Origin of the sequence: Paenibacillus xylanexedens (assembly GCF_007680605.1) — a bacterium.
Lineage (GTDB): Bacteria > Bacillota > Bacilli > Paenibacillales > Paenibacillaceae > Paenibacillus > Paenibacillus xylanexedens_B.
In genome coordinates this window covers 1-20,962 of sequence record NZ_VEIO01000013.1, presented here as the reverse complement: position 1 = coordinate 20,962, position 20,962 = coordinate 1, and the positions used below count along the sequence as shown (strand labels likewise).

General features: G+C 45.4%; 24 protein-coding genes and 1 riboswitch. Of the genes, 2 read left to right on the top strand and 22 right to left on the bottom strand.

The window, feature by feature from the left end:
* Window positions 1–9: 9 nt before the first annotated feature.
* The 11 genes from purR to FS818_RS26910 all read right to left on the bottom strand — a co-directional run bounded on the left by purR (window position 10) and on the right by FS818_RS26910 (window position 9,742).
* The gene (gene purR, locus FS818_RS26955) at window positions 10–837 is read right to left on the bottom strand and encodes a pur operon repressor (protein WP_145336380.1); all 828 of its coding nucleotides are present in this window, start codon (window positions 835–837) and stop codon (window positions 10–12) included.
* A 97-nt stretch (window positions 838–934) separates the two neighbouring features.
* Window positions 935–1,789 (bottom strand): 4-(cytidine 5'-diphospho)-2-C-methyl-D-erythritol kinase, encoded by an 855-nt coding sequence (gene ispE / locus FS818_RS26950; protein WP_145336378.1) that lies wholly within the window; start codon window positions 1,787–1,789, stop codon window positions 935–937.
* A gap of 148 nt (window positions 1,790–1,937) precedes the next feature.
* The gene (locus FS818_RS26945) at window positions 1,938–2,114 is read right to left on the bottom strand and encodes a small, acid-soluble spore protein, alpha/beta type (protein WP_090924606.1); all 177 of its coding nucleotides are present in this window, start codon (window positions 2,112–2,114) and stop codon (window positions 1,938–1,940) included.
* Window positions 2,115–2,333: 219 nt separating this feature from the next.
* The gene (gene veg / locus FS818_RS26940) at window positions 2,334–2,609 is read right to left on the bottom strand and encodes a biofilm formation stimulator Veg (RefSeq protein ID WP_145336376.1); all 276 of its coding nucleotides are present in this window, start codon (window positions 2,607–2,609) and stop codon (window positions 2,334–2,336) included.
* Between the two features lie 198 nt (window positions 2,610–2,807).
* Window positions 2,808–3,704, bottom strand: a complete 897-nt coding sequence (gene yabG / locus FS818_RS26935) for a sporulation peptidase YabG (protein ID WP_145336374.1) — start codon at window positions 3,702–3,704, stop codon at window positions 2,808–2,810.
* A gap of 57 nt (window positions 3,705–3,761) precedes the next feature.
* Complete coding sequence (gene rsmA / locus FS818_RS26930) at window positions 3,762–4,664, bottom strand: 16S rRNA (adenine(1518)-N(6)/adenine(1519)-N(6))-dimethyltransferase RsmA (RefSeq protein WP_397351826.1); 903 nt, start codon at window positions 4,662–4,664, stop codon at window positions 3,762–3,764.
* Window positions 4,665–4,668: 4 nt separating this feature from the next.
* A complete protein-coding gene (rnmV, locus tag FS818_RS26925; protein ID WP_145336372.1) occupies window positions 4,669–5,214 on the bottom strand; it encodes a ribonuclease M5 in 546 nt (181 codons plus the stop codon).
* Window positions 5,215–5,369: 155 nt separating this feature from the next.
* Window positions 5,370–6,554 (bottom strand): 3D domain-containing protein, encoded by a 1,185-nt coding sequence (locus FS818_RS26920; protein WP_090924601.1) that lies wholly within the window; start codon window positions 6,552–6,554, stop codon window positions 5,370–5,372.
* 269 nt (window positions 6,555–6,823) lie between these two features.
* A riboswitch (cyclic di-AMP (ydaO/yuaA leader) is annotated at window positions 6,824–7,077 on the bottom strand.
* A 241-nt stretch (window positions 7,078–7,318) separates the two neighbouring features.
* Entirely contained in the window at window positions 7,319–8,086 is a 768-nt protein-coding gene (locus FS818_RS26915) for a TatD family hydrolase (protein ID WP_145336370.1), read from the bottom strand.
* 63 nt (window positions 8,087–8,149) lie between these two features.
* Window positions 8,150–8,305: a hypothetical protein gene (locus tag FS818_RS29010; protein ID WP_186375614.1), complete on the bottom strand. Its 156-nt coding sequence runs from the start codon at window positions 8,303–8,305 to the stop codon at window positions 8,150–8,152.
* 159 nt (window positions 8,306–8,464) lie between these two features.
* Window positions 8,465–9,742: an HD domain-containing protein gene (locus tag FS818_RS26910; RefSeq protein ID WP_145336368.1), complete on the bottom strand. Its 1,278-nt coding sequence runs from the start codon at window positions 9,740–9,742 to the stop codon at window positions 8,465–8,467.
* 328 nt (window positions 9,743–10,070) lie between these two features.
* Here FS818_RS26910 and FS818_RS26905 point away from each other — a divergent pair, with 328 nt between their 5' ends.
* Window positions 10,071–10,325: an AbrB/MazE/SpoVT family DNA-binding domain-containing protein gene (locus FS818_RS26905; RefSeq protein ID WP_017691383.1), complete on the top strand. Its 255-nt coding sequence runs from the start codon at window positions 10,071–10,073 to the stop codon at window positions 10,323–10,325.
* A gap of 234 nt (window positions 10,326–10,559) precedes the next feature.
* Here FS818_RS26905 and rsmI read toward each other — a convergent pair whose 3' ends face one another.
* The 10 genes from rsmI to FS818_RS26855 all read right to left on the bottom strand — a co-directional run bounded on the left by rsmI (window position 10,560) and on the right by FS818_RS26855 (window position 18,998).
* Complete coding sequence (rsmI, locus tag FS818_RS26900) at window positions 10,560–11,444, bottom strand: 16S rRNA (cytidine(1402)-2'-O)-methyltransferase (protein ID WP_145336366.1); 885 nt, start codon at window positions 11,442–11,444, stop codon at window positions 10,560–10,562.
* Complete coding sequence (locus FS818_RS26895; RefSeq protein WP_145336364.1) at window positions 11,445–12,224, bottom strand: tRNA1(Val) (adenine(37)-N6)-methyltransferase; 780 nt, start codon at window positions 12,222–12,224, stop codon at window positions 11,445–11,447.
* Window positions 12,225–12,299: 75 nt separating this feature from the next.
* Window positions 12,300–12,668: an initiation-control protein YabA gene (locus FS818_RS26890; protein ID WP_090924596.1), complete on the bottom strand. Its 369-nt coding sequence runs from the start codon at window positions 12,666–12,668 to the stop codon at window positions 12,300–12,302.
* Between the two features lie 28 nt (window positions 12,669–12,696).
* Window positions 12,697–13,497 (bottom strand): PSP1 domain-containing protein, encoded by an 801-nt coding sequence (locus FS818_RS26885; protein WP_090924595.1) that lies wholly within the window; start codon window positions 13,495–13,497, stop codon window positions 12,697–12,699.
* A gap of 114 nt (window positions 13,498–13,611) precedes the next feature.
* A complete protein-coding gene (gene holB, locus FS818_RS26880) occupies window positions 13,612–14,583 on the bottom strand; it encodes a DNA polymerase III subunit delta' (RefSeq protein ID WP_090924594.1) in 972 nt (323 codons plus the stop codon).
* 9 nt (window positions 14,584–14,592) lie between these two features.
* A complete protein-coding gene (locus FS818_RS26875) occupies window positions 14,593–15,036 on the bottom strand; it encodes a YaaR family protein (protein ID WP_090924593.1) in 444 nt (147 codons plus the stop codon).
* Window positions 15,037–15,395: 359 nt separating this feature from the next.
* Window positions 15,396–15,725 (bottom strand): cyclic-di-AMP receptor, encoded by a 330-nt coding sequence (locus FS818_RS26870; RefSeq protein WP_047914178.1) that lies wholly within the window; start codon window positions 15,723–15,725, stop codon window positions 15,396–15,398.
* Window positions 15,726–15,787: 62 nt separating this feature from the next.
* Complete coding sequence (gene tmk, locus FS818_RS26865; RefSeq protein WP_145336362.1) at window positions 15,788–16,435, bottom strand: dTMP kinase; 648 nt, start codon at window positions 16,433–16,435, stop codon at window positions 15,788–15,790.
* Between the two features lie 475 nt (window positions 16,436–16,910).
* Window positions 16,911–18,623 (bottom strand): aminotransferase class I/II-fold pyridoxal phosphate-dependent enzyme, encoded by a 1,713-nt coding sequence (locus tag FS818_RS26860; protein WP_145336360.1) that lies wholly within the window; start codon window positions 18,621–18,623, stop codon window positions 16,911–16,913.
* A 189-nt stretch (window positions 18,624–18,812) separates the two neighbouring features.
* Window positions 18,813–18,998 carry a sigma factor G inhibitor Gin gene (locus FS818_RS26855; protein ID WP_090924590.1) on the bottom strand — a complete coding sequence of 62 codons (186 nt, stop codon included), beginning with the start codon at window positions 18,996–18,998 and terminating at the stop codon, window positions 18,813–18,815.
* 413 nt (window positions 18,999–19,411) lie between these two features.
* On the opposite strand from FS818_RS26855, the gene FS818_RS26850 reads away from it, so the two are divergent.
* On the top strand, window positions 19,412–19,936 hold the full coding sequence (locus FS818_RS26850) for a hypothetical protein (RefSeq protein WP_145336358.1): 525 nt from the start codon (window positions 19,412–19,414) through the stop codon (window positions 19,934–19,936).
* A 284-nt stretch (window positions 19,937–20,220) separates the two neighbouring features.
* On the opposite strand, the gene FS818_RS26845 is transcribed toward FS818_RS26850, so the two are convergent.
* Window positions 20,221–20,661, bottom strand: a complete 441-nt coding sequence (locus FS818_RS26845) for a hypothetical protein (RefSeq protein ID WP_145336356.1) — start codon at window positions 20,659–20,661, stop codon at window positions 20,221–20,223.
* Window positions 20,662–20,962: the final 301 nt, after the last annotated feature.

The window sequence follows — 20,962 nt, the reverse complement described above, 5'->3', positions numbered from 1 at the left end:
GTCATTATTCTACAGGTTAAAATAGTTACCTGGCGAGACAGAAATGTGTCTGGTCTTGGCATCAACCGCTGTCAGCTTCGCGAGAGATACATAATCCGTCAGCAGACGTTCCTCTGAATCTACGGAACCGGATTCCACCAACACGCCAACTCCCGCCACCGTTGCATTGAACTCTGCGAGCAAATCAATCATGCCTTGAACGGTACCCCCGGCTTTCATAAAATCATCCACGATCAGTACGCGGGAATGTTCTTTCATCGCCCGGCGAGATAGGGACATGGTATGCAGACTTTTGTGCGATCCCGATACATAATTAATACTTACGGCCGATCCTTCCGTAGCCTGATGGTCCCTGCGAACGAGTACAACAGGAAGGTTAAGCTGGGCTCCAGTCGCATAAGCTAGCGGGATGCCTTTGGTTTCCACCGTCATGACTACATCAATATTCATATCGCCAAAAGCCGTTGCAAAGATCTTACCCGCTTCATTCATCAGGGCCGGCTGTCCAAGAAGATCTGACATATACAGATACCCTCCAGGTAAAATCCGATCCGGCTGCGCAAGCTGCGTAGACAGCCGCTCAGCAAAAGCAAGAGCATGTTCTTCCGATACTTTCGGAATCCACTTCACTCCACCAGCAGCACCTGCCAGCGTATGCAGTTCTCCCGACCCACCTTCTTCGAACACTTCCTTAATAATAGCCAGGTCCTCACTGATGGACGATTTGGCAGCACCATAACGTTCGGCAAATGTGGTGAGCGGAATCACCGTATGTGGTCTGGATAATAAGTATTGCGTCATTTCAACCAGCCTTGCGCTTCGTTTTAACTTCTTCACAGAGATCCATCCTCACGATCACGGAAACATCCAAATCCGAATAATTATTTAAAAATATACCACCTTTATACGTGTTTGTACATTATAAATAGTAAACTTACGTTAACAACCTTACAGCGTAGACCTCTTTACAGAACCCCCGAAGTCCGTTATAAATACGTGCAACTTTGGCTTCCTTGGACACAAGTCCGAATACCGTTGGTCCACTGCCAGACATCAATACTCCGTCTGCTCCAAGACGAATCATCGCATCCTTGAGATGCTGCACTTCCGGATACAGCTTGAGCGTAACATCCTCCAAGACATTGCCCATCTGATTGCAGACCTCTGTAAAGGATTGACTTCGAATGGCCTGTTCCATTCGGGATGCACTTGGATGCCGAACAATCTTGTCACTACGGAATCGTCCATATACATCTGCCGTGGACACATTGATTGGAGGTTTGGCTAAAATAACCCAGCATTGAGGGGGGTTAGGAATTGGGGTTAACTTCTCCCCCCGCCCTGTTGCCAGTGCAGTGCCGCCTGTAATACAGAACGGAACATCCGAGCCCAGTTCTGCACCCAGCTCTTGCAACTCCTGATCCGGTATATTCAGCCGCCATAGACGGTTTAATCCACGCAACGTTGCGGCCGCATCACTACTACCTCCGGCAAGGCCAGCAGCTACAGGAATTTTTTTATCCAGATGAATGTGGACCCCTGTACGCACGTTGTAACGTTCCTTAATCAGTCTTGCCGCCTGAAATGCCAGATTCTTCTCATCCAGCGGAATATAACCCGCCTGGCTTGAGATGACAATCGTATCTCGAGGAAGTTCCGACATCTCCAGTCGATCAGCCAGATCAACCATCGTCATGATCATTTCAACTTCATGAAATCCATCACTTCTTTTATGTAGGACATCCAACATCAAATTAATTTTAGCAGGCGCTTTTTCGTAAATTTTCAAGACGTTCACCCGTCCTCACCTTTTCCCTAAGACAACTTAACATATTATATCAAAATGGGGCTGTCAAGTCATTTGTATTCCACATCTATGGGGAAAAAGCGGGGTGATTCCTGAGAATTGCCCCGCTCTCCAATCTGGATGAACCTGATTATGATTTACGCGCTGCTTGCTCAGCCATTTGAATCGCTCGTTTCACCATGTTACCGGCATCCTTGGCCTTAATTCCGCCCCAGCCTTCCTGCTGAACGGTATCATAGAAACCCAGATCCTTCGCTAGTTCATACTTCAGTTCTTCGGACATGACACTTCTTCTTCTCCGACTCATGAACCATCCTCCTCCAGATCTTATTCAAGACACAATGAGTCCTGCAATTCGGGGTTGTTCACCCCCAAGCCCCAAGTTTTGGTTTAACATCCCCGTCTTAGTAGGGAGCTTTCCCATGACCTGTGACCTGTCCACATAGTATGCCGCCTGCATTCCGTAGTCATTCCTGCAATACAAAAAAGCGATCCACCTATAGGTGAATCGCCCGTAAACCAATGCTTACGTCTCCATGTTGTAAGAGTTAGTCTCACTGCCCGGGTCAAAGACCATGACTTCCACAGACTCCGTAAGTATATCCGCATAGCTGTATGATACTCGCTTGAAGGTTTCTTGTTCCTCATCAAGCTTTACAATAAAAACAGAAGGGTACGTTTCTTCCAATACACCCGTACGCTCAATCGTCTTACGGCGGCCACCATTAGCCCGCAGCGTGATTTTCTGACCAATATGTGCATCGAGATTGCGTTTGATATCCAACAGCGTATTTTTAGCCATTGTGGACGTCCACCTCTTTTCTTGTCCATTATACTGTATTTTACAGTCATTGTCAAATCAAAGCTAAATATTATATCAGCACTAAAAAGTCGTTGTCAATGAATTTTTTTGCAAAATAAAAAAGCCCTTTTCAGGGCCTTTTTCGAATCGCAATGTGAACTTCACATGACTTCATTATTGTGCTGCCACATGAATAAATCATACTGCGGATGGATTCACTTTTAGCGTAGATAGATCATTAAGTCCCGGCAATCCTACCCGGTAACTTCCCTTCGTTTCCACACCGCCTACACCTTGGATGCCGCTAATCGTGTTATGCAGTATATCATTCATGTTCAAGGTATCACGAACAGATGTGAAAGAAGCCTTAGCAGCCACGTAGACCGGATCAAGTGCATGGATGAGAATTCGCCCAGGCGAACTGGCAAAGTTCGCACCCGCACGTAGCAATGCCTCAAAGTGGGACTGACATGCTCCAGCAATAATCGTCAGTGCATCCAAATGGCGCTCGTATTGCCTTGCAACCTGAATAGCCGAGACAAAGTTTTGTGAATTTTTATAGCTCCCCAGACTGTAGAGGTCATAGGGCTGGCGTGTCTTTAACACACCGTCATGACCGGTAATCACAACGATATCCGGACGAACCTTGGGTAGCAGACGATATAACGTATCAGCCATCGCGGACTCATGTACATACTGCCCTTCTGCAGGAACACGAAGCTGTTCGTACAGGTTCATACTTTTCTTCAGATAATTCGGGTCGCCATCCAAATGTAGCACCTTACCGGGCATTTCAAAATAGGCGGGTTCTTGCTGTGCAGTCCATTCCTGCATCAGACCTTCCCGGTTACGCTCAGCCTGCTCCATGCGATTCTGCTGCAAGCGTGAGAGTGTCTGATGAGCTTTAATATGTGCCTGACGTGTCTTAGCGTTCTGTGGTTCATAAGGAACCTGTATCAAATCGTTCACCGGGGAGTCTGCCAAGAGCCGGAACTCGGTCCCTTTAATGACCGCAGCATCCGACTGGAGTCCTTCTACCCGGAAAGTCACATCGCCGCCGTATGACTTCCGAACGACCAAGTCTCCGATATTCATCACCATTATCACCTCTACCCCATCGTATGGGCAGAGACCCGGATTGGTTCATTGAAATTAAAGCTCGCCGCGAACCCCGGCCTCCCACATCACGGTACTAAGGGTTGCATACTCCTGTAGACTCAATGTCTCACCACGCCGTGAAGGTTGAATGCCTGCCTGTTCTAACAGGAGGTCTGCCTGTTCCCTGTTCTCCTTGGTGAAGAAACGAGCTTTGAGATTATTGGAGATTGTTTTTCTCCGCTGGGCAAAAGAAGCCTGTACCACCTCGAAATAGTGTGCTTCGTTCGGAACCTGTACTGGTGGGTGCTCACGCACCTTCAACTTAATTACTGCAGACTCTACATTCGGCTGTGGGATAAATACCGTAGGCGGCACCACACAGACCAGTTCTGGCATACTGTAATACTGCACGGCGATGCTTAGGCTACCATAATCTTTAGAACCTGGTGCAGCCGCCATGCGTTCGGCTACTTCCTTCTGTATCATGACCACAATGCTATCCACTGGCAGCTTTTCTTCCAGCAGCTTCATCATGATCGGCGTCGTTACATAATAGGGAAGGTTCGCTACAACGCTGACTTTATCGACTGAAGCAAAATCCGTAGCAAACAGCTCGGCCAGATCCAGCTTGAGCACATCCCCATGATGAACACGTACGTTGGGATAGGGCTCCATCACTTCTCCCAGAATCGGTAGCAGGCGCTGATCAATCTCTACAGCCGTAACAGGGCCAGCTACACGCGCAAGACGCTCTGTAAGTGCTCCAATACCCGGACCAATCTCCAGCGCTCCCTTGGACTCGTCCAAATCAGCCGCGCCTACGATTTTGTTCAAAATATTTTGATCGATCAAGAAGTTCTGACCCAGACTTTTTTTGAAAGAGAATCCATGCCTTTGAATAATTTCTTTGGTACGTTTGGGTGTTGCTATTTCAATGGTTTGCTCCATATCCTTCATATGCTCACATTCCTTCACGTTCGATTTGCGCTAATGCAGTGGAGAACTCTTCTCTTGTAATCTGAAATACACTCAGCCGTTTATGGAACTGCTTGCCGTTACAATACCCGATACCAAGCAGATTGCCCATCTCCATACGTCGTGCGGCTGCTTGTGGGTGTATAATCAATCCTGCTTCAATGAGGTCCTCCCAATCGATTAGACTAGGTGCACCCTCATAAGATGTGTGTACGTGAGCAAGTGCATGACGAATCGCTTCCGGTGAAGCGTTCTCTACGCCGATATCTCCTTTACGTGTTGCATCTGCCTCTGGAATGAAAGCATGTTTGCAACCTGGAATCTTGTTGGCAATAATTTTACGGATACGTTCTCCCGCATGATCCGGGTCCGTCAGGATAATGACGCCGCGTCTCTCCTGGGCAAGTGCAATTCGTTTCAGAATACGCTGATTAATGGCAGAGCCTCCGGTTTCAATCGTATCCGCTTCTACCGCCCGACGAATCGCTACCGTGTCGTCACGGCCCTCCACAACAATCACTTCTTTTATCATGTTCCTTTTCTTCCTTTCTAACGCAAAAAGAAGAGGAATATCCTCTTCTCTGCCAAACGGCGGAGGAGACTGAATTCAGACTCCCCCGCCGCATATTCCGCATGAATCATTCATGCAACTATTTTATAGCATTCCCATTTCAAAGTAAAACGATTTTAGTTTGCTTCCGGCTTAACTGGACCAATCACATAGACCGTTTTGCCTTTTTTACGTCCGAAATTCAGGGCATGCTTCACACTGTCGTAATAAACGTCAATTTTGTTGCCTTTAATAGCGCCGCCTGTATCTTCCGCACGACGGAAGCCGAGGCCCTCAATGTATACCCACCAGCCAATTGGAATGACCTTGGGATCAACTGCAATGGTGCGCCCCTCCGTTACACGAGTACCGGAAGCTGTTTTTGTACCAATACCCGGCTCTTCAGAAGAGTAGGCTGTCATCGATACATTTTTCAAAACTTTAGAGTATTTAAAAGAATTTCCGGAGACCGTAATCACCTTGCTGCCCGAGGCAGATGTTTTCTTCGAGTTCGTTGTTACAGCTTTTTTGGTCGTCGAAGTTTTGGCAGATACCAATTGAACCTCAGGTTCCTTCACAACCGGCTTAGCCTTCGTACCTACCGCGATCACTTTATCTACACGATTGGTGGCAACCGTTTTACCTACCACTTTTTTGGAGACGAGTTCTCCATCTTGAAATACCTTTTCGATATGTTGCACGATTGTGCCTTCCTTGCCTTTCACTACAACACGGTTATCCCCTTGGAACAAACTTGGGTCTGCCGTTTTCACAACCTTGTAAGCAATCGGTTGTTTCACATCCACTGTATGCTTTGTTACACGCACTACACGAATCTTCATATCCGCTTTAATTGCGGTTCCGAGCGCTGGATACACTTTATCATGATCTTCAACTTGAATACCTGATTGCTGAATTACACCCTGTACCGATGAATCGGTTGTATAAAGAGTCTTGGTGTCTCCGTCTGCCGTGATTTTAACTGGAACGGCCCGCTCAATAACGATTCGGTCTCCGTCGGTAATCGCCCCGTTCATGGGCATGGATACCTTGTCGTGAGGGCTGACTGTGATTGACTGCTCCTCCAGCATTTCCTGAAGCATTCCTGTACGAGTCTCTACCACTTGAGCTTTGCCGTCAATAACCAGTGAAACCTGCTTCCCGGCCTGACCGTAAACGACTAACAAGATCATGATTGCAAGCGCAATTGAGAATATCGCGATCAATGCCATTTGACGCAAGTTCTCATGCTTCCACCGCAACGCGAAAGACTTACTGGATGATCGTGACTCATGGGTCTCTTCTGGTTGGAATATGCCCACTTCTCCGTCCTCCTTCATAGCCTCGCCGTCTAAAGTAATGCATGATGTCTTTGACGCGACTATAACAATTTTTCTACAGAACGCAGATCAGAGATAATGACCGGTTCTGCACCATGAACCCCTCTTCGCAACATGATGTCATCCTCCTGAATACCTACCGTATGATGACAATATTTCTTTTATTCAAAACAAAAAAAGCCAAAGAAAGAGTGTAAGAGACCCTTTCGTGGCTTCCGAATGATTTTGAATATCGGAAATTCATGCACGAGGTTGCCTCTCTTTTTCCGCTTGCGAGGTTAGCTGTCGGGTTCGGGCGAAAGAGAGCCGCCCTATCTTAGGTCACCCGCTCATGGCGGACGCCCTTGAATTCACCCCGAGACCCAAAGAAGAAATCAAATACGGCTTCGCAGAACATTCCGCTGCTTTTGGGTCAGCGAACGATGCGCACCGGCTAGAATCACCGATGTTTAAGCCCTATTGGTTCCCCCGCTCTCCGTTAACGGAGACTCAGCGAGATTGATTCATGAAAGTAATGTTGTCTCATCGGAAAGTGTCCCTTTGTTCATCCCCCGAACATCTGTCCAATTTTCCGCGCAACAATTCACTGAAAAGATGATATCCTGTTTTGATGCATGTTGTAAAGCGTGGATCAAGTACGTTTTTCTAAATATTTGGTTAAAATATTGTAATATTCTGCAATTATTCGAAGCAAAGAGCAAATTAACTCTCTGTATCTCCCTTTTTCACCCGATTTACTCGTTTTCTTATCGAATCCCAAATCGTTCCATGGCATTTTTGGTGGTAATTGAAGCAATTTCCTCTACCGAAATGCCTTTAATTTCCGCAGCTGCTTCAGCAACCAGACGTACATGCGCTGTCTCATTTCGTTTTCCACGATAAGGATGAGGTGTCAGATACGGGGAGTCCGTTTCTAAGAAAAATCGATCCATCGGAACCTTGGCGAGCACTTCTTTCGGTTGCTTGGCATTTTTGAACGTGATCGGTCCTCCAAAGGACAGATGGAAGCCTAAATCCAGACACATTTTCGCCGTTTCCCAGCTACCGGAGAAAGAATGCATCACACCTCCAACCTCACCAGCCTTCTCCTCACGCAAGATACGCACAATATCCTCATGAGCATCCCGATTATGGATGACAATGGGCATACTCAATTCACGTGCCAATGAAATTTGTTGTCGTAATACGCGGTGCTGTACCTCCTTAGGAGAAGTGTCCCAATGATAGTCTAGACCGATTTCGCCAATTGCTACCACTTTCTCATGTTTGCACAATGATGCAATCCATTCGAGATCACCCTCTTGCATCGTAATGGCATCCACCGGGTGCCAGCCTACAGCTGCGTGGATAAAATCATACGTTTCGGCCAGTTTCATCGTTGTTGGAATCGTCTCCCGATTAAAGCCAATATTAATCATGCGAGTAACTCCTGCCTCAACGGCCCGCTGAATCATGTCCTCTCGGTCTTCGTCGAATTGTGGTGCATCCAGATGAGTATGTGTGTCGAATAACATGCTTTCTCGTTCTCCCTTCATGTCGAAAGTCAAATGCCGAAGATTTGTTCATGGGAACTCCTCTTATTCTTGTACAGGAATTCTTTGCGTTTGAATTTCAAATTTATTTTTTTGCATCATTAAATGATTGGGACAAGCATCAATTTCAGTATTTTCAGTTTTAGCACTCAAGCTACTATATATAGAAGAAAAATAAAAAGTCAAATCAACATCTGGCAAGGAAAGGCGTTAGAAACTGTATAATTACTCACTCGAATTACAAAATTATGTCGATCTACACATCCTCCCCATTAAAGCAGATTAATGTATCATGTAAAATAGCTCTCTTGGAAAGTCTTTTGATATCAAAATGTTTCATCCTGTTGCATCGACTCAAGCTTACAGAAAATAGGGGCGTATATGGGACGGTAATTCATGAAGGATGGCATCCACCTTGTTTTGCGGATAGTACAGATGATGTTTGCCCAGATGAAGTCCACTGATGGAACGAACAATGTCAGAAACCTCTGACAGCTCATGCAACTTGTCCTGCCGATCGAGCAGAAGAATTTGCTTATCTGTGGATTGATCTGGACGAAACACATCATACGGATTATCCGTCGGAAAATCAATTTCAAGATCATACTCGGGATTCAATCCTGCTTGTACAAAAGCTTCCCGAATCTCTTCAATGATGTCCAAGTCGATCTGTTCAAGTTCCACATATTTATATAACCTGCGATCCATAAAACGTTCGCACAACTCACTTAGAACAGAATCGTCCTCCTTACGCCACTGCATAAAAGCTGTTTGAATTAGCGATTCGTCAAGCTGCAGATATTCACTAACTGAAACTTCTCCATTAAACAGTTTGGGCAGTGGCTCTACCATGAAACGGAATGGAAAACCCTGCTTTACAAGTTCTTTGGCCCGCTTAAAGATTTGTCGCAATATAATCTCGGAGCTACGCGTCACAGGATGGAAGTAAATCTGCCAGTACATCTGGTATCGTGACATCAGATAGTCTTCCACAGCATGCATACCAGACTCTTTGACTACGATTCGTCCATGAAATGGACGCAGCATGCGCAGAATACGATCCAAGTCGATCGTGCCATAATTTACTCCTGTAAAATAGGCATCCCTAAGCAAGTAATCCATTCGGTCCGCATCAAGCGGACTGGTTACCAGGTTCACGACAATCGGTTTATCATACGTCTTCTGGATAACGGAAGCCACTTTTTCATCAAAATCAGGAGCATACCGTCTTAGAATCGCCCCTACTTCGGTATCACCCTTGATAATGCGGCATGTCCAATCCTCATGATTCATGTCAAAAGCCTCTTCAATGGAATGAGAGAATGGTCCATGTCCGAGATCATGAAGTAAGGCGGCGCACAACGTCACCAGCTTTTCTTCCTTGGGCCAGTCCGAATAGTGGCTTCGTTCAAACTGAGAGATGATTTTTCGGGTAATTTCGTATACACCTAGCGAATGGGAGAACCGACTGTGCTCTGCCCCGTGAAAAGTAAGATAAGATGTTCCTAATTGACGAATACGGCGTAGCCTCTGAAATTCAGGTGTGTTGATCAATTGCCATATAATCGGTTCTTGCACATGAATATAATTATGTACCGGATCTTTAAATACTTTTTCTTCCGTCAAACGATGTTCCATTTCAATTCACTCCTTTGAAATTGTTCTCTTGCCATAAAGAATAGCGCGTCCAGCTTCAATTTTCACCAACAATTCGACATGGAATGACGAATTTTGTCGAATAAAGCACTTTTGTCGTTTTCCAAATCGACAAAGCTGACATGGATGTTTAAATACGAAAAATTGCTTTTAATCCCTTACCACCAGCAAACTTAAGAAAAATACCCTTTATTTTAAGCTAATTTTAAGGTTGACTGTTTTGGGAATCGTTGGTATGATGGGTATCATAAAACATAAAATAATGTCGAATAATGACAATGATAGTTAGCTGAGAGGAGCACTGATTATAATGATGAAATCAACAGGTATTGTAAGAAAAGTGGATGAACTGGGACGGGTAGTTATTCCAATCGAATTGCGTCGTACGCTCGGTATTGGCGAAAAAGATGCTTTGGAAATCTACGTTGATGGTGAGCGCATCATGCTCAAAAAATACGAGCCAGCTTGTATCTTCTGTGGTAACGCTGAGAACGTAACTTACTTCAAAGGTAAAATCGTTTGTAACGAATGTATTTCTGAAATCCCTGCACCTGTAGCAAAATAAGAAAAACAAGTATACTGGAATTATGCAAATCGTTAATTCTAACCTTTTTATATTTCCTTATCGCCTTCCTGGTGTAATCTCACCTTGGAAGGTTTTTTTCTAACCTTAAGAGCAGACACATATCTTTCACATTTTGGTGCACTGCTCTTTTTACATTTTAAGGTTATATTAAGCTTGGTTTTAATCTCTCTTTAAGGTAATTACAACTAATTTTGGCATTTTTAAAATTTTAGACTACCCAATCAACGCATTATATACGTCCCGTTTTGCCAAACCTCGATCAGCTGCTGTTTTTTTCATCGCATCTTTACGGCTGTTTCCTTCATTTTCATAGTGCTCAACATGTTCTTCCAGCGACAAAACCTGCCACCAAGCCTCCCGTTCGGCCTTACGTTCCTCTTCCCTGATCCCTTCAACCAACAAACAATATTCACCTAGAGGCGGGTGCTCTTCGAGCCATTCTATACATTCCTTCAGGCTACCTCTAACAAACTCCTCATGCCGCTTGGTCAACTCACGAGCCAGTACAATGGAACGTTCGCCCAATATTTCCTCCAGATACATTAACGTTTTGCGAATCCGGTGAGGAGACTCATAGAAAAGCAACGTACCATTCGACTCATTGAAGGCTTCCAGTACCCTACGCATGTCCTTTTTCTCTCGTGGCAAAAAACCACCGAAGGTAAACCTTTCCGTTGGTAATCCGGATACGATCAGAGCAGATAATGCTGCATTCGGACCAGGAATCGGTATGACCGTAATTCCGGCTTCAATCGCGAGCTTTACCAGATCAGAACCTGGGTCAGAAATAGCCGGTAATCCGGCATCGCTGACCAGTGCCAAATTTTTTCCTTCTATTATATAGCGGATCAGTTCAGGGCCACTTGCTCCCTTATTGTGCTCATGATAGCTAAACAGCATCGAAGGTGTAATCTCAAAATGAGTGAGCAACTTACGCGTCTGACGAGTATCTTCAGCGGCAATAATATCGCAAGCCTGTAAAGTCTTGATGGCCCGGAATGTCATATCCTCCAAGTTTCCAATCGGTGTCCCAACCAAATATAATTTACCTGTATGTTCGGACTGCTCATTAAAGCTTTTCTGGACTTGTAAAGACATCTAGTTTCCTCCTTCCTTGGAGCGTTCAACATCCTGCTGACCATAGTAGATCTCCATTATTTCATCACAATAGCTTCCCTGTTCATTGTAAACAATAAGTGGCGGCAACATGCGTACCTCTGGCTTGCCATCTTTCATCGCTTCAATTAACACCATGTTCGCCTCCAGATGAGCACGCGGATGCACCATACGAATACGTTTGGGTTCCAGCTTGTATTCGCGCATCAATGATATGATCTCACCGAGACGTTGCGGTCTATGAACCATGGATACTTTTCCACCATTGCGCACAAGACGATTGCATGCTTGAATGACTTCCTCAAGGGTACATCCGATTTCATGACGTGCCATCGCCTGATGGGTATTCATCTTGAGGTCACTTCCATTCAGCGGCATGTATGGGGGATTCACTGTAATGGCATCATATACTGCATGTCCTGTTTCTTTAACCAATTCTCGCAAATCTCCCTCACGAATATGGATGGACTCACCCAATTCATTCAGCTGCACACTCCGGCGTGCCATATCCGCAAGTCGTGGCTGAATCTCAATGCCTTCCAGACTTGCCTGCGTACGTGTTGTCAGTAAAATAGGAACAACCCCATTTCCTGTGCACAAGTCCAGGACACGCCCACGTTTCGGAACAGAAGCAAATCGGGCCAGCAATACAGCATCCATAGAAAAACTGAACACCTCATCACTTTGAATTATTCGCAAATTATGAGAGAGCAGATCATCAATCCGCTCTGAATCCTGTAAAAATACTTCTTGGTCTGTCATAAGGTACTCTCATCCTCCGGTACGTTAAACGTTTATAACCTTGAAAAAAAACCGTAGGGAATCCCTACGGTCACTTCATTTATTCAAAAAAGACAGGCAGAACAGACAATCGCCTTCCGTCCGCAAGTGTCCGTAATAGACGTTGCAGATATGGAATCCTTCATGATACAGCCGAGCCAGGTTATCATAACCTTCGCCAACTACATCTTCACCTGGAGCTGGACCTGCAGGTCTTGCGACAGGAGCAAGAGCAGACGAGATCGGCAGATCTGCTGGCGCTTCACGCTTAAGCAGTTTGCGTAACTGCTCATTTTCGATGGTAAGCCGCTGATTATCTTCCAGCAACTCTTTCACAATCATTTTTAATTCTGCTAAATCACCGTGCAACTGACCCATTTGGGTTTCCATTTCATGAATGTGCGTAAACAGATTTTTCTTTTCCAAGTTTCCACCCCGAAGCAACCTTTATGGTTTACTTGATAACGACGTCATCCAGCGGAAGTTCTTTGACTTTACTGATGTCGAACAGTTGAACATGCACCGTGCGGTTACCGGCATTAATCCCGACAACTTTGCCTTCACCCATTGAGGTGACGACCAGTTTGCCTACAGCTGGCAACTCTTCTCTCACGCTCTCATAATTATCATGCTCAAATTTCAGACAGCACATAAGTCTTCCGCACAACCCTGAAATTTTCGTCGGATTCAGTGACAGGCTCTGATCTTTAGCCATCTTGATAGACACAGGCTCAAAATCTCCCAGCCAAGAGGAACAACACAACACACGGCCGCAAGGCCCTATTCCACCAAGCATTTTTGCTTCATCGCGAACACCAATCTGTCTCAGTTCGATTCGTGTACGGAAGATGCTTGCCAGGTCTTTGACCAGCTCGCGGAAATCGACTCTGCCCTCTGCTGTAAAATAAAAAATAATTTTATTGCGATCAAACGTGAATTCTACATCGACCAGCTTCATTTTGAGGCCATGGTCTCTGATTTTATTTAAACAAGTGCCGAATGCTTCTTTGGCTGCACGCTTGTTCTCATCCACCACACGGGCATCTGTATCGCCTGCAACGCGGATAACCTTTTTGAGCGGCAAAACCACATCGGCCTCGCCCACTTCCTTCTTGCCCACGACAACCTTACCATACTCAACCCCTCGTGCCGTTTCCACGATCACGCAGTTTTCTTTCTCAATGGGAAGGTCCAGGGGATCGAAGTAATAAATTTTGCCCGCCTTTTTGAAACGGACACCCACTACACTGTACAAAAAATTAACCCCCTTGTAAGCCAACCCCACTTCGTCTGAAGCCCTGACTTCTTAGGGAACCCGCCGAAGTTATAACCGTTTGCATAGGATTGGAACTCACGCGATCCTCCACTCTTATGCCAAACCGATCAAAAATTGCTCCAGACAAAGCTGGCCATTGACATTAAAACGCAATTTTTTTCTGCATGCCGCGGCCAAATCCATATAGGAGACCCACTGCTCTGTGCTACGGGTATGTGCCAACTGAGACAGCATGTCTAACTGATCTATAAAAACGATATGTTCATGCCTACCGTACTGAACATACAGCATGTCCCTGAACCACAAATGGAACAAACTAAGCAGCATGTCCAGGTGTTCCGAGAGTCCTGTTTTGAAAAGCTTCTGCTGAGCCGAGATCAAAGATGTACTTCCTCTGCCCAGGGACTCCTTCCCTAATTGTAACATTACGTTTCTAATTTCTGCAAACCAATTCTGCTGGAGAATTTCTCTACATGCTTCCAATCCTGACGCTAAATGGACGGCAGACCGTGCAAGATTCGCAGGATAACCTTCCTCAATCAACGATTGAAGCATTTCCTCCGGATTCAGTGCACTGAACGGCACCATCTGAGAACGTGAGCGAATGGTAGGCAACATGGCTTGTCCATTATCCGTAATCAGAATTCCTACTGCCGGAACTTGAGGTTCCTCCAGAAACTTCAACAAGCTGTTCGCAGCTTGAACCGTCATTTTCTCAGCTTGCTCTATAATATATACTTTGGGATGCCCCGCCTCTGAACGGTAAGAGAAAATGCGTTGCAAATCCCGAATCTGATCTATTTTAATGTTATTTCCATCCGGCGCAAGCATCGTCAGGTCTGGATGGTTTCCGTGTTCTACTTTGCGGCATTCAAGACATTGCCCGCAAGCATCATCCTCAAGCTCTGTGCAGAAGATTGCCTTGGCGAACGCCATTGCTGTCTGTAACTGCCCACTTCCAGATGGACCGCTAAACAAATATGCATGACTGATGGCCTGACGTCTCAAACTGCTCTGTAACAACTGCTTGGCTGCCTGCTGGCCCATAATCTGTTGAAAAGACATACTTCCTCCTCAGAAGCTTAAATTAATAAGCATTCCCCGAATTTCTCCTACTTGTTGCAAAAGAGAGATTTTCCCCTCTTCTGTATCCAGTAATTCATCTGCCATGGATAATAGAGCCGAGTCAATCTCATCAATAAGCTTATATCGTTTGCCCCTGCCCCGGCGATCCCAACCCCTTGTCTCTTTCATTGATACACCGCGGCGGACCGTCTCTTCCAGAAATCTTTTGACAAGCTGTTTATATGCTTTCAGTTCACGAATCGTCATGGATCGAGCCAAACGATCACCCTGAAGCTGGATTTCGCTTAATCGGCGGTTGAGCTCTGCTTGGGAAGCACGTTCTCCCTGGTGATTCATCATATCAGAGAAGTTTTTGGATTGAACCGGCTTTGAGCCTGAATCATTCGTATTGATTCCGGTCTGTAGCGGTCTGAATCCAGGATTGATTTTCATGGACATGCCTGCTTTCTATCATCGTTAGGCCAATCGCACATCAGCACAGAGCGCATTGCGCCTGTGCGTAAGATGGACCTTATGGGTTGTTGAGATACACTGTATATATAATGGTAGAAAGATAGTCTCTTATCTACGATTGTATTCTAAGTCGCCTCTCCCAAAAGAAACATATTACTGTGGAATCAAGTTTCCTTTGGGAGAGAGTGTGCCGGTTCTTGTCATCAAGAAGGGCGCTCCATAAGTGGCACGTATGCATACCGGATACGTCCTTTTACATCCTTCGTTATCATCATGCAAGATGCAGTCATGCTATCGATAAATGAAAAACACTCATGGAGTTCATCTGTGCAAACGGATTAGAAATGCTCGAAACGATCTACTGGAAGAACAAATACGGTTGCTCCACCGACTTGGACCTCAACAGGTAGCGGCAGGTAAGAGTCGGTCGTTCCGCTCATCGGTGTAACCGGAGTTACGAGCTGTTCACGAACCTTACAGCTGCTGCGAATGACATTCATAACGGATTCGACTTGACTATCATCGACACCGATCATAAACGTCGTGTTGCCTGCCTTCAAAAATCCACCGGTACTGGCAAGCTTGGTTGCCCGAAAATTCGCTTTGACCAATGCGCTGGATAATCGGTTGCTGTCTTTATCCTGTATAATCGCAACAATCAGTTTCATCCTGCATAACCTCCTTTAGAATAAGCACTTCTAACAAAATGCCCTGTCTATATATTAGACAATTACTCGTCAAAATCCTTCAAAATCCCGGCTTTTAGCGACAAAATCATCGCTTTCTCTACCTCTTCCGGGGTCTGTGAAGCATCGATAACTTGGATACGCTCCGGAAACTGTTTCTGAAGCAAGAAGTACGCTTCACGTACTTTGCGATGGAACTCCAGGTTCTCCAGATCAAGACGATTGACTTCGCGACCATCATGAGCCTCGATTCGACCAAGCCCCTGTTCTGGCTCAATGTCCAGATAAAGTGTCATGTCCGGCATCAGATCCCCAATCGCAAAACGATTGATTGCCCATACATCCTCAATTCCGAGGCCCCTAGCATACCCTTGATAGGCCAGGCTGCTGTCTACAAACCGATCACAGATCACGGTTTTGCCAGCTTGCAGTGCAGGCTCTACCTTCTCCGCCAGATGCTGACTTCGTGCGGCAGCATAGAGCAGTGCTTCGGTTCGTGCATCCATCGCCGTATGAAGAGGGTCCAGGATAATGTTACGTATTTTCTCTGCAATCTCAATCCCGCCAGGCTCTCTTGTGACTACGTAAGGTATACCCCGTTTTTCAAAATAAGAACCGATCCTGCCGATCATCGTCGTTTTCCCTGAACCCTCTCCTCCTTCCAGCGTAATGAATTTACCTCTGCCCTGCATATGCTTCCCTGCTTTCTGTATTCATTGCTGTATTCATTCATGGCTATTATGCATGTGCCTAGACCCTCTTGCTTCAAGATATGATTTCCTTCGCCCAGAGGTGTATTGTTCAGCAACTGCATTTAATAACACAAAAATAAACCAAGCTAGTTTTTCTTTCTATCATACTATAAGGTGGCTTTTCCTCCAACATGAAACGTTAGTCCTTTTTCAACCATACAATATCGCCATCGAAAGTGAAATCAACATTAAACAGTACTCTTGATCCTGTAATTACTTGATTCTACTCCTGAGCCAACATAACATGAACAAGGGATAAACGTGACAATGTTACTGTCGCATATCATTATGGTTGTTTCCTTATCACATATAAATTCCTCAAACTGCTGATATGCACAGGCAAGATTTTTGGGATGGCTAATCACCCTTGTCATGAAGCATTGCCACTGCTTTCCGGGAGATGCAAGAGCTTTTCCTATGACTCAGGTTTCATGACTTTTAATTTTTGATACGTATGATCCGATATCCCCTGAAACTTGGCCCCTACTTCGCGTAGAACTCGAATTCGCTCAGCAACCTTTGGACTTATTCGCTCGCCGGGATATACCAGTGGAATGCCTGGAGGATATGGAATAACCATCTCCGCCGACCGATATCCTGCGCAGTCTTCAATTGAAACTCCGATCATATCCTTCTCTAAGATTGGTTGCAGGGAAAAGGCCACTGGCTCAGATAAGCGTTCATGTTCTTCTATATTGTTCCACGTGGAAACATAGTTTGGAGGGTCAATTTGAGTTTGGGAATCCGTCCTCACAGACACTTTGGATTCCAGTGAATGCTCCAGCTTGTAGGCAACGTTAATATGCCGTAAAGCCTGTAACACATGCTCCGCATCCTGTAATGTGGAGCCAAGACTGAAGAGCAGGACGACGTACCGTTCGTCGCTCATCTCTGGCACGCAGCCGCAAGCTTCCAGCTGTTGCTGCAGCCCATAACCGCTCAGTACCCCTGTGTCGTCATATATGACGACCTTGAATGGGTCCTGAGCGGTATATCCTTGGCGGCCAGGCATCGCCGCCGGATTTTCATGGCCGTAGGCCGGCTCCTGTTGCAGCGAATCCGCAGGCTGCAACAACTGGAAGCGCGGTAGCTCCGCGAGACCGCGCTTGAATGCTTTCACGGCGGCAAGTCCTGCCGTGAAGGCATCGGCGCCGTGTACATGTAATAGCCGGCGCGATAGATCAAGCGAAGCCATCACCGGGTAGGATGGGCTTGAGCTTTGCACCATGGCCAGACGTTGCCGAAGCAGGGACCGGTTCAATCGCGGTCCCTGAATGTGCAACATGGCTCCCATGGTGAATGCGGCCAGCATCTTATGCGTCGACTGCACTACACCGTCCGCTCCGCAGGACAGTGCAGATACAGGCAGCTCCGGATGCTGCCCATAATGCGCGCCATGCGCTTCATCCACGAGTAGTGGCATGCCGGCCTCGTGGCAAATCTCGGCAATGGGCGTCAGATCTGCGCCCATGCCATAATAATTGGGCAACGTGACAAATACACCCTTTGCCTCAGGATACCTCTGGACAGCAGCCTGAACCGTCTCAATGGACGGCATGACAGCAAGTCCAGATTCAGGGTCAACCCACGGCTCCAGAAATACTGCCCTTGCGCCAGCTAACATCAACCCGTGAATAACCGATTTATGTACATTACGTTGCACCAGCACGATACTTCCTGGCTCATCACAGATCGTTAGTAATAAAGACAGGTTGCCTGCTGTACTTCCTCCAACTAGAAAGAAACTTTCCTCCGCGCCGAAACAATCCGCCGCCAAGTCCTGTGCTTCCTTGATCACTCCCTCAGGATGGTGGAGATCATCCGTACCCGTAATCTCTGTAACATCCATCTCCATCATGTCTAGATAAGCACGTACGGGTACAACATGGTTGAATGGAGCTGTTCCCTTCAAGTCATAATCTGTTACAACAGAATTCCGCTCTCCCCCTATACCTTTTTGCAGATCATCTCCCGCTCCCTCAAACGATTGCATCCATTGGTAATAGACCTGTCCATTTTTATGTCCCGGGACATGAAATGAACGTTGCTTCGAATCACGATATGCAAGCAACGCTTCATATAGAGGAGCTCTATTTTTTCCTACACCTGATGTATTATGTTCATTCATAAGATATCCATCCTGTAACTGTTATTTTCGTAAAACATGCATCTCTACCCTTTATTTCAGCATACGCTTTCTGCATATGTCAGACAAGGGAATCCCTTCTCCAACAAAAAAAGGCCTCGTGGGCCCATATATAATCATTAATATTAATCATGTGCATTTCTAACTTCATAGTGAAGGATATAACGTTATTTAAGCGTTCTTTTGCACCCAAATCTGTTTCATTTGATGAATAAAAAAGTTATACTTCGCATCCTGCGCATCGGTGTGAACCATCTCTGCTTCACAAGCATCACATATGAATTCAGATACAATAAAAATGCCTTCTCTCTTCCGTTGCTCGCAAATGATACATGTGTGTTCGGCATGTTCTTCCATGAACCATCCCACCTTGTTTTACGTTTACTATCAGTATTGCACAGTTTCTATTATTTTAAACATTTTCATAGTGCTTTCTTTCTATAAAATATATATATTCGCCTTTCCCTTAATAGGTGTCTGTACAGAAAATATACAATCCAATGTTCCGAGTCACTTTTATTCTTGGACCTGCTACCTCGCTCTTTTTCATGAAACAACACATGATTTCCCCATGCAAGTTCATGTTGATGCAAACTACGATATAATAACCTTAAAAAAACTTGGAATTTCAGCCGATATATAAGATATGATAACGATAACAAAATCGGGTAAGCCACATGAATTATTTTATAGCCATCTCTATCTCTCCATACATATGTATACACCACTCTATCACATACTCGTAAATTTGAAGGAGGATTTTAAATCGTATGATCGCCGAACCGGAGAATAAGGCAACCTTTTATCAGTATCGCCTTCTGAAAAAAAAAGCTATCGCTCGTAGCGTCATATACAGCTACCTGTGTTTGCCCGTTATCATGCTCTTCTTTAATCTGCTTGCCTTCTCCTGGAACGGCCTCTTCTTTTTTCTACTGGCAGGACCGATTACGGTCTGGATTCATTATGTCATTGCCAGGACTATATTGTTACTCGTTCGTACCTCGTATGCCAAGCGTTGGCACTGGAACCTGCGTATGCCTTGGTTTGGCTACATACCAGATCAGCACTTTAGTTACCGCATGTTTGTCCGAGTTCATCTGAATATGAGCTGGATTGGATTGTGTATCATTACCGTGTGCCTGTTATGGTCTCCAGTCTCCTTCACACTTTCCCTTATATTCTGGCATCTGTGGTTGCTTGGACCACGCCTATACGTAATACTCATTCTATCGCGTGAACGTAAAGACGGTCTTGTTAAATTAAATCATCAAGATATCTCTTATTACTTGCAGTAAATCGTTCTATTCGCCATCCTTCTTCAAAAAGGTTATCCACTGTGGATAACCTTTTTTTGCTTCCCTCTCTTTTATCCACAAAAATAGGCGTATTCCCCTTCTCCATTCTGAATGATTATTCAGCTCCGCTAACCCACTCTAGCCTTCAATGTGATTTATATCTAAATGAGTCCGCATACTGGAATCTTCAACTTGTAGTAACAAAAAAAGCCCTCATCGCTTTTGATGAGAACTTCACTTTTAAGAACATCACAATGTTAACTCGTACGCTTTCATACAATCCGTTAGTTCTCTTCTTCCAGTGACTTTACTGTCGTCTGAGTCGTTTCATTTCTGGGAACCATTAACGTAAACGAACCATCATGCACAGCCAACTGTACAATATGGCCATCCTTTGAGAAAACATGTACGTTACTTGATGGATTCGATGAACGCTTTGCTTGCCTTTCTGTCCAACCCCAACTTTTAATCTCGTTAAGATATACCTCAGGCAAACTCGTGCTTTCACTGATTCCAGACAACGTATATCGAACATAATCCATATCCGAATTGTTTTCGGACTGGTCAGATTTATTCGCTACTTTGGGTACAGGGAAACTCTTTTCGTTAACTGCACCTTCATATGAGATCCATACAGATCCTGAAGCTTCACCGCATCCTGCAAGAACAATTGCCAGACAAAGCAACAGAAGTGAGTGGAGTCCTACTCTCCGCCAACTTAACACACACACCCTCCTTTTCACAGCTGCACAATCCAGCTCTTCGGTCAGGTACTTTTAGCATATTTAACATAGTCCTATTATACTGGTTTTATCCTTGCCATCCGTAACAAAAATGTTACCTTCCCATAACGAAGCTGTCAGAGCTTTACGCTTTGATAGGATATGTCTTTTATACTTTCATATAAATGAACAAAATAAAAACCACCACCGAACATCATCGGCAGTGGTTCTTTGCTTGGCGGCGTCCTACTCTCCCAGGACCCTGCGGTCCAAGTACCATCGGCGCTAGAGGGCTTAACGGTCG

Bases quoted from the DNA above. Each gene is read 5' to 3' on its own strand.
- rsmI (WP_145336366.1), bottom strand. From the start codon at position 11,444: ATGTCTTTACAAGTCCAGAAAAGCTTTAATGAGCAGTCCGAACATACA.
- rnmV (WP_145336372.1), bottom strand. From the start codon at position 5,214: ATGATAAAAGAAGTGATTGTTGTGGAGGGCCGTGACGACACGGTAGCG.
- FS818_RS26850 (WP_145336358.1), top strand. From the start codon at position 19,412: ATGATCGCCGAACCGGAGAATAAGGCAACCTTTTATCAGTATCGCCTT.
- FS818_RS26855 (WP_090924590.1), bottom strand. From the start codon at position 18,998: ATGGAAGAACATGCCGAACACACATGTATCATTTGCGAGCAACGGAAG.
- FS818_RS26945 (WP_090924606.1), bottom strand. From the start codon at position 2,114: ATGAGTCGGAGAAGAAGAAGTGTCATGTCCGAAGAACTGAAGTATGAA.
- FS818_RS26895 (WP_145336364.1), bottom strand. From the start codon at position 12,224: ATGACAGACCAAGAAGTATTTTTACAGGATTCAGAGCGGATTGATGAT.
- rsmA (WP_397351826.1), bottom strand. From the start codon at position 4,664: ATGAAGGATATGGAGCAAACCATTGAAATAGCAACACCCAAACGTACC.
- FS818_RS26870 (WP_047914178.1), bottom strand. From the start codon at position 15,725: ATGAAACTGATTGTTGCGATTATACAGGATAAAGACAGCAACCGATTA.
- veg (WP_145336376.1), bottom strand. From the start codon at position 2,609: ATGGCTAAAAATACGCTGTTGGATATCAAACGCAATCTCGATGCACAT.
- FS818_RS26905 (WP_017691383.1), top strand. From the start codon at position 10,071: ATGATGAAATCAACAGGTATTGTAAGAAAAGTGGATGAACTGGGACGG.
- holB (WP_090924594.1), bottom strand. From the start codon at position 14,583: ATGTCTTTTCAACAGATTATGGGCCAGCAGGCAGCCAAGCAGTTGTTA.
- yabG (WP_145336374.1), bottom strand. From the start codon at position 3,704: ATGAATATCGGAGACTTGGTCGTTCGGAAGTCATACGGCGGCGATGTG.
- FS818_RS26915 (WP_145336370.1), bottom strand. From the start codon at position 8,086: ATGTTATTCGACACACATACTCATCTGGATGCACCACAATTCGACGAA.
- FS818_RS26860 (WP_145336360.1), bottom strand. From the start codon at position 18,623: ATGAATGAACATAATACATCAGGTGTAGGAAAAAATAGAGCTCCTCTA.
- FS818_RS26875 (WP_090924593.1), bottom strand. From the start codon at position 15,036: ATGAAAATCAATCCTGGATTCAGACCGCTACAGACCGGAATCAATACG.
- FS818_RS26910 (WP_145336368.1), bottom strand. From the start codon at position 9,742: ATGGAACATCGTTTGACGGAAGAAAAAGTATTTAAAGATCCGGTACAT.
- tmk (WP_145336362.1), bottom strand. From the start codon at position 16,435: ATGCAGGGCAGAGGTAAATTCATTACGCTGGAAGGAGGAGAGGGTTCA.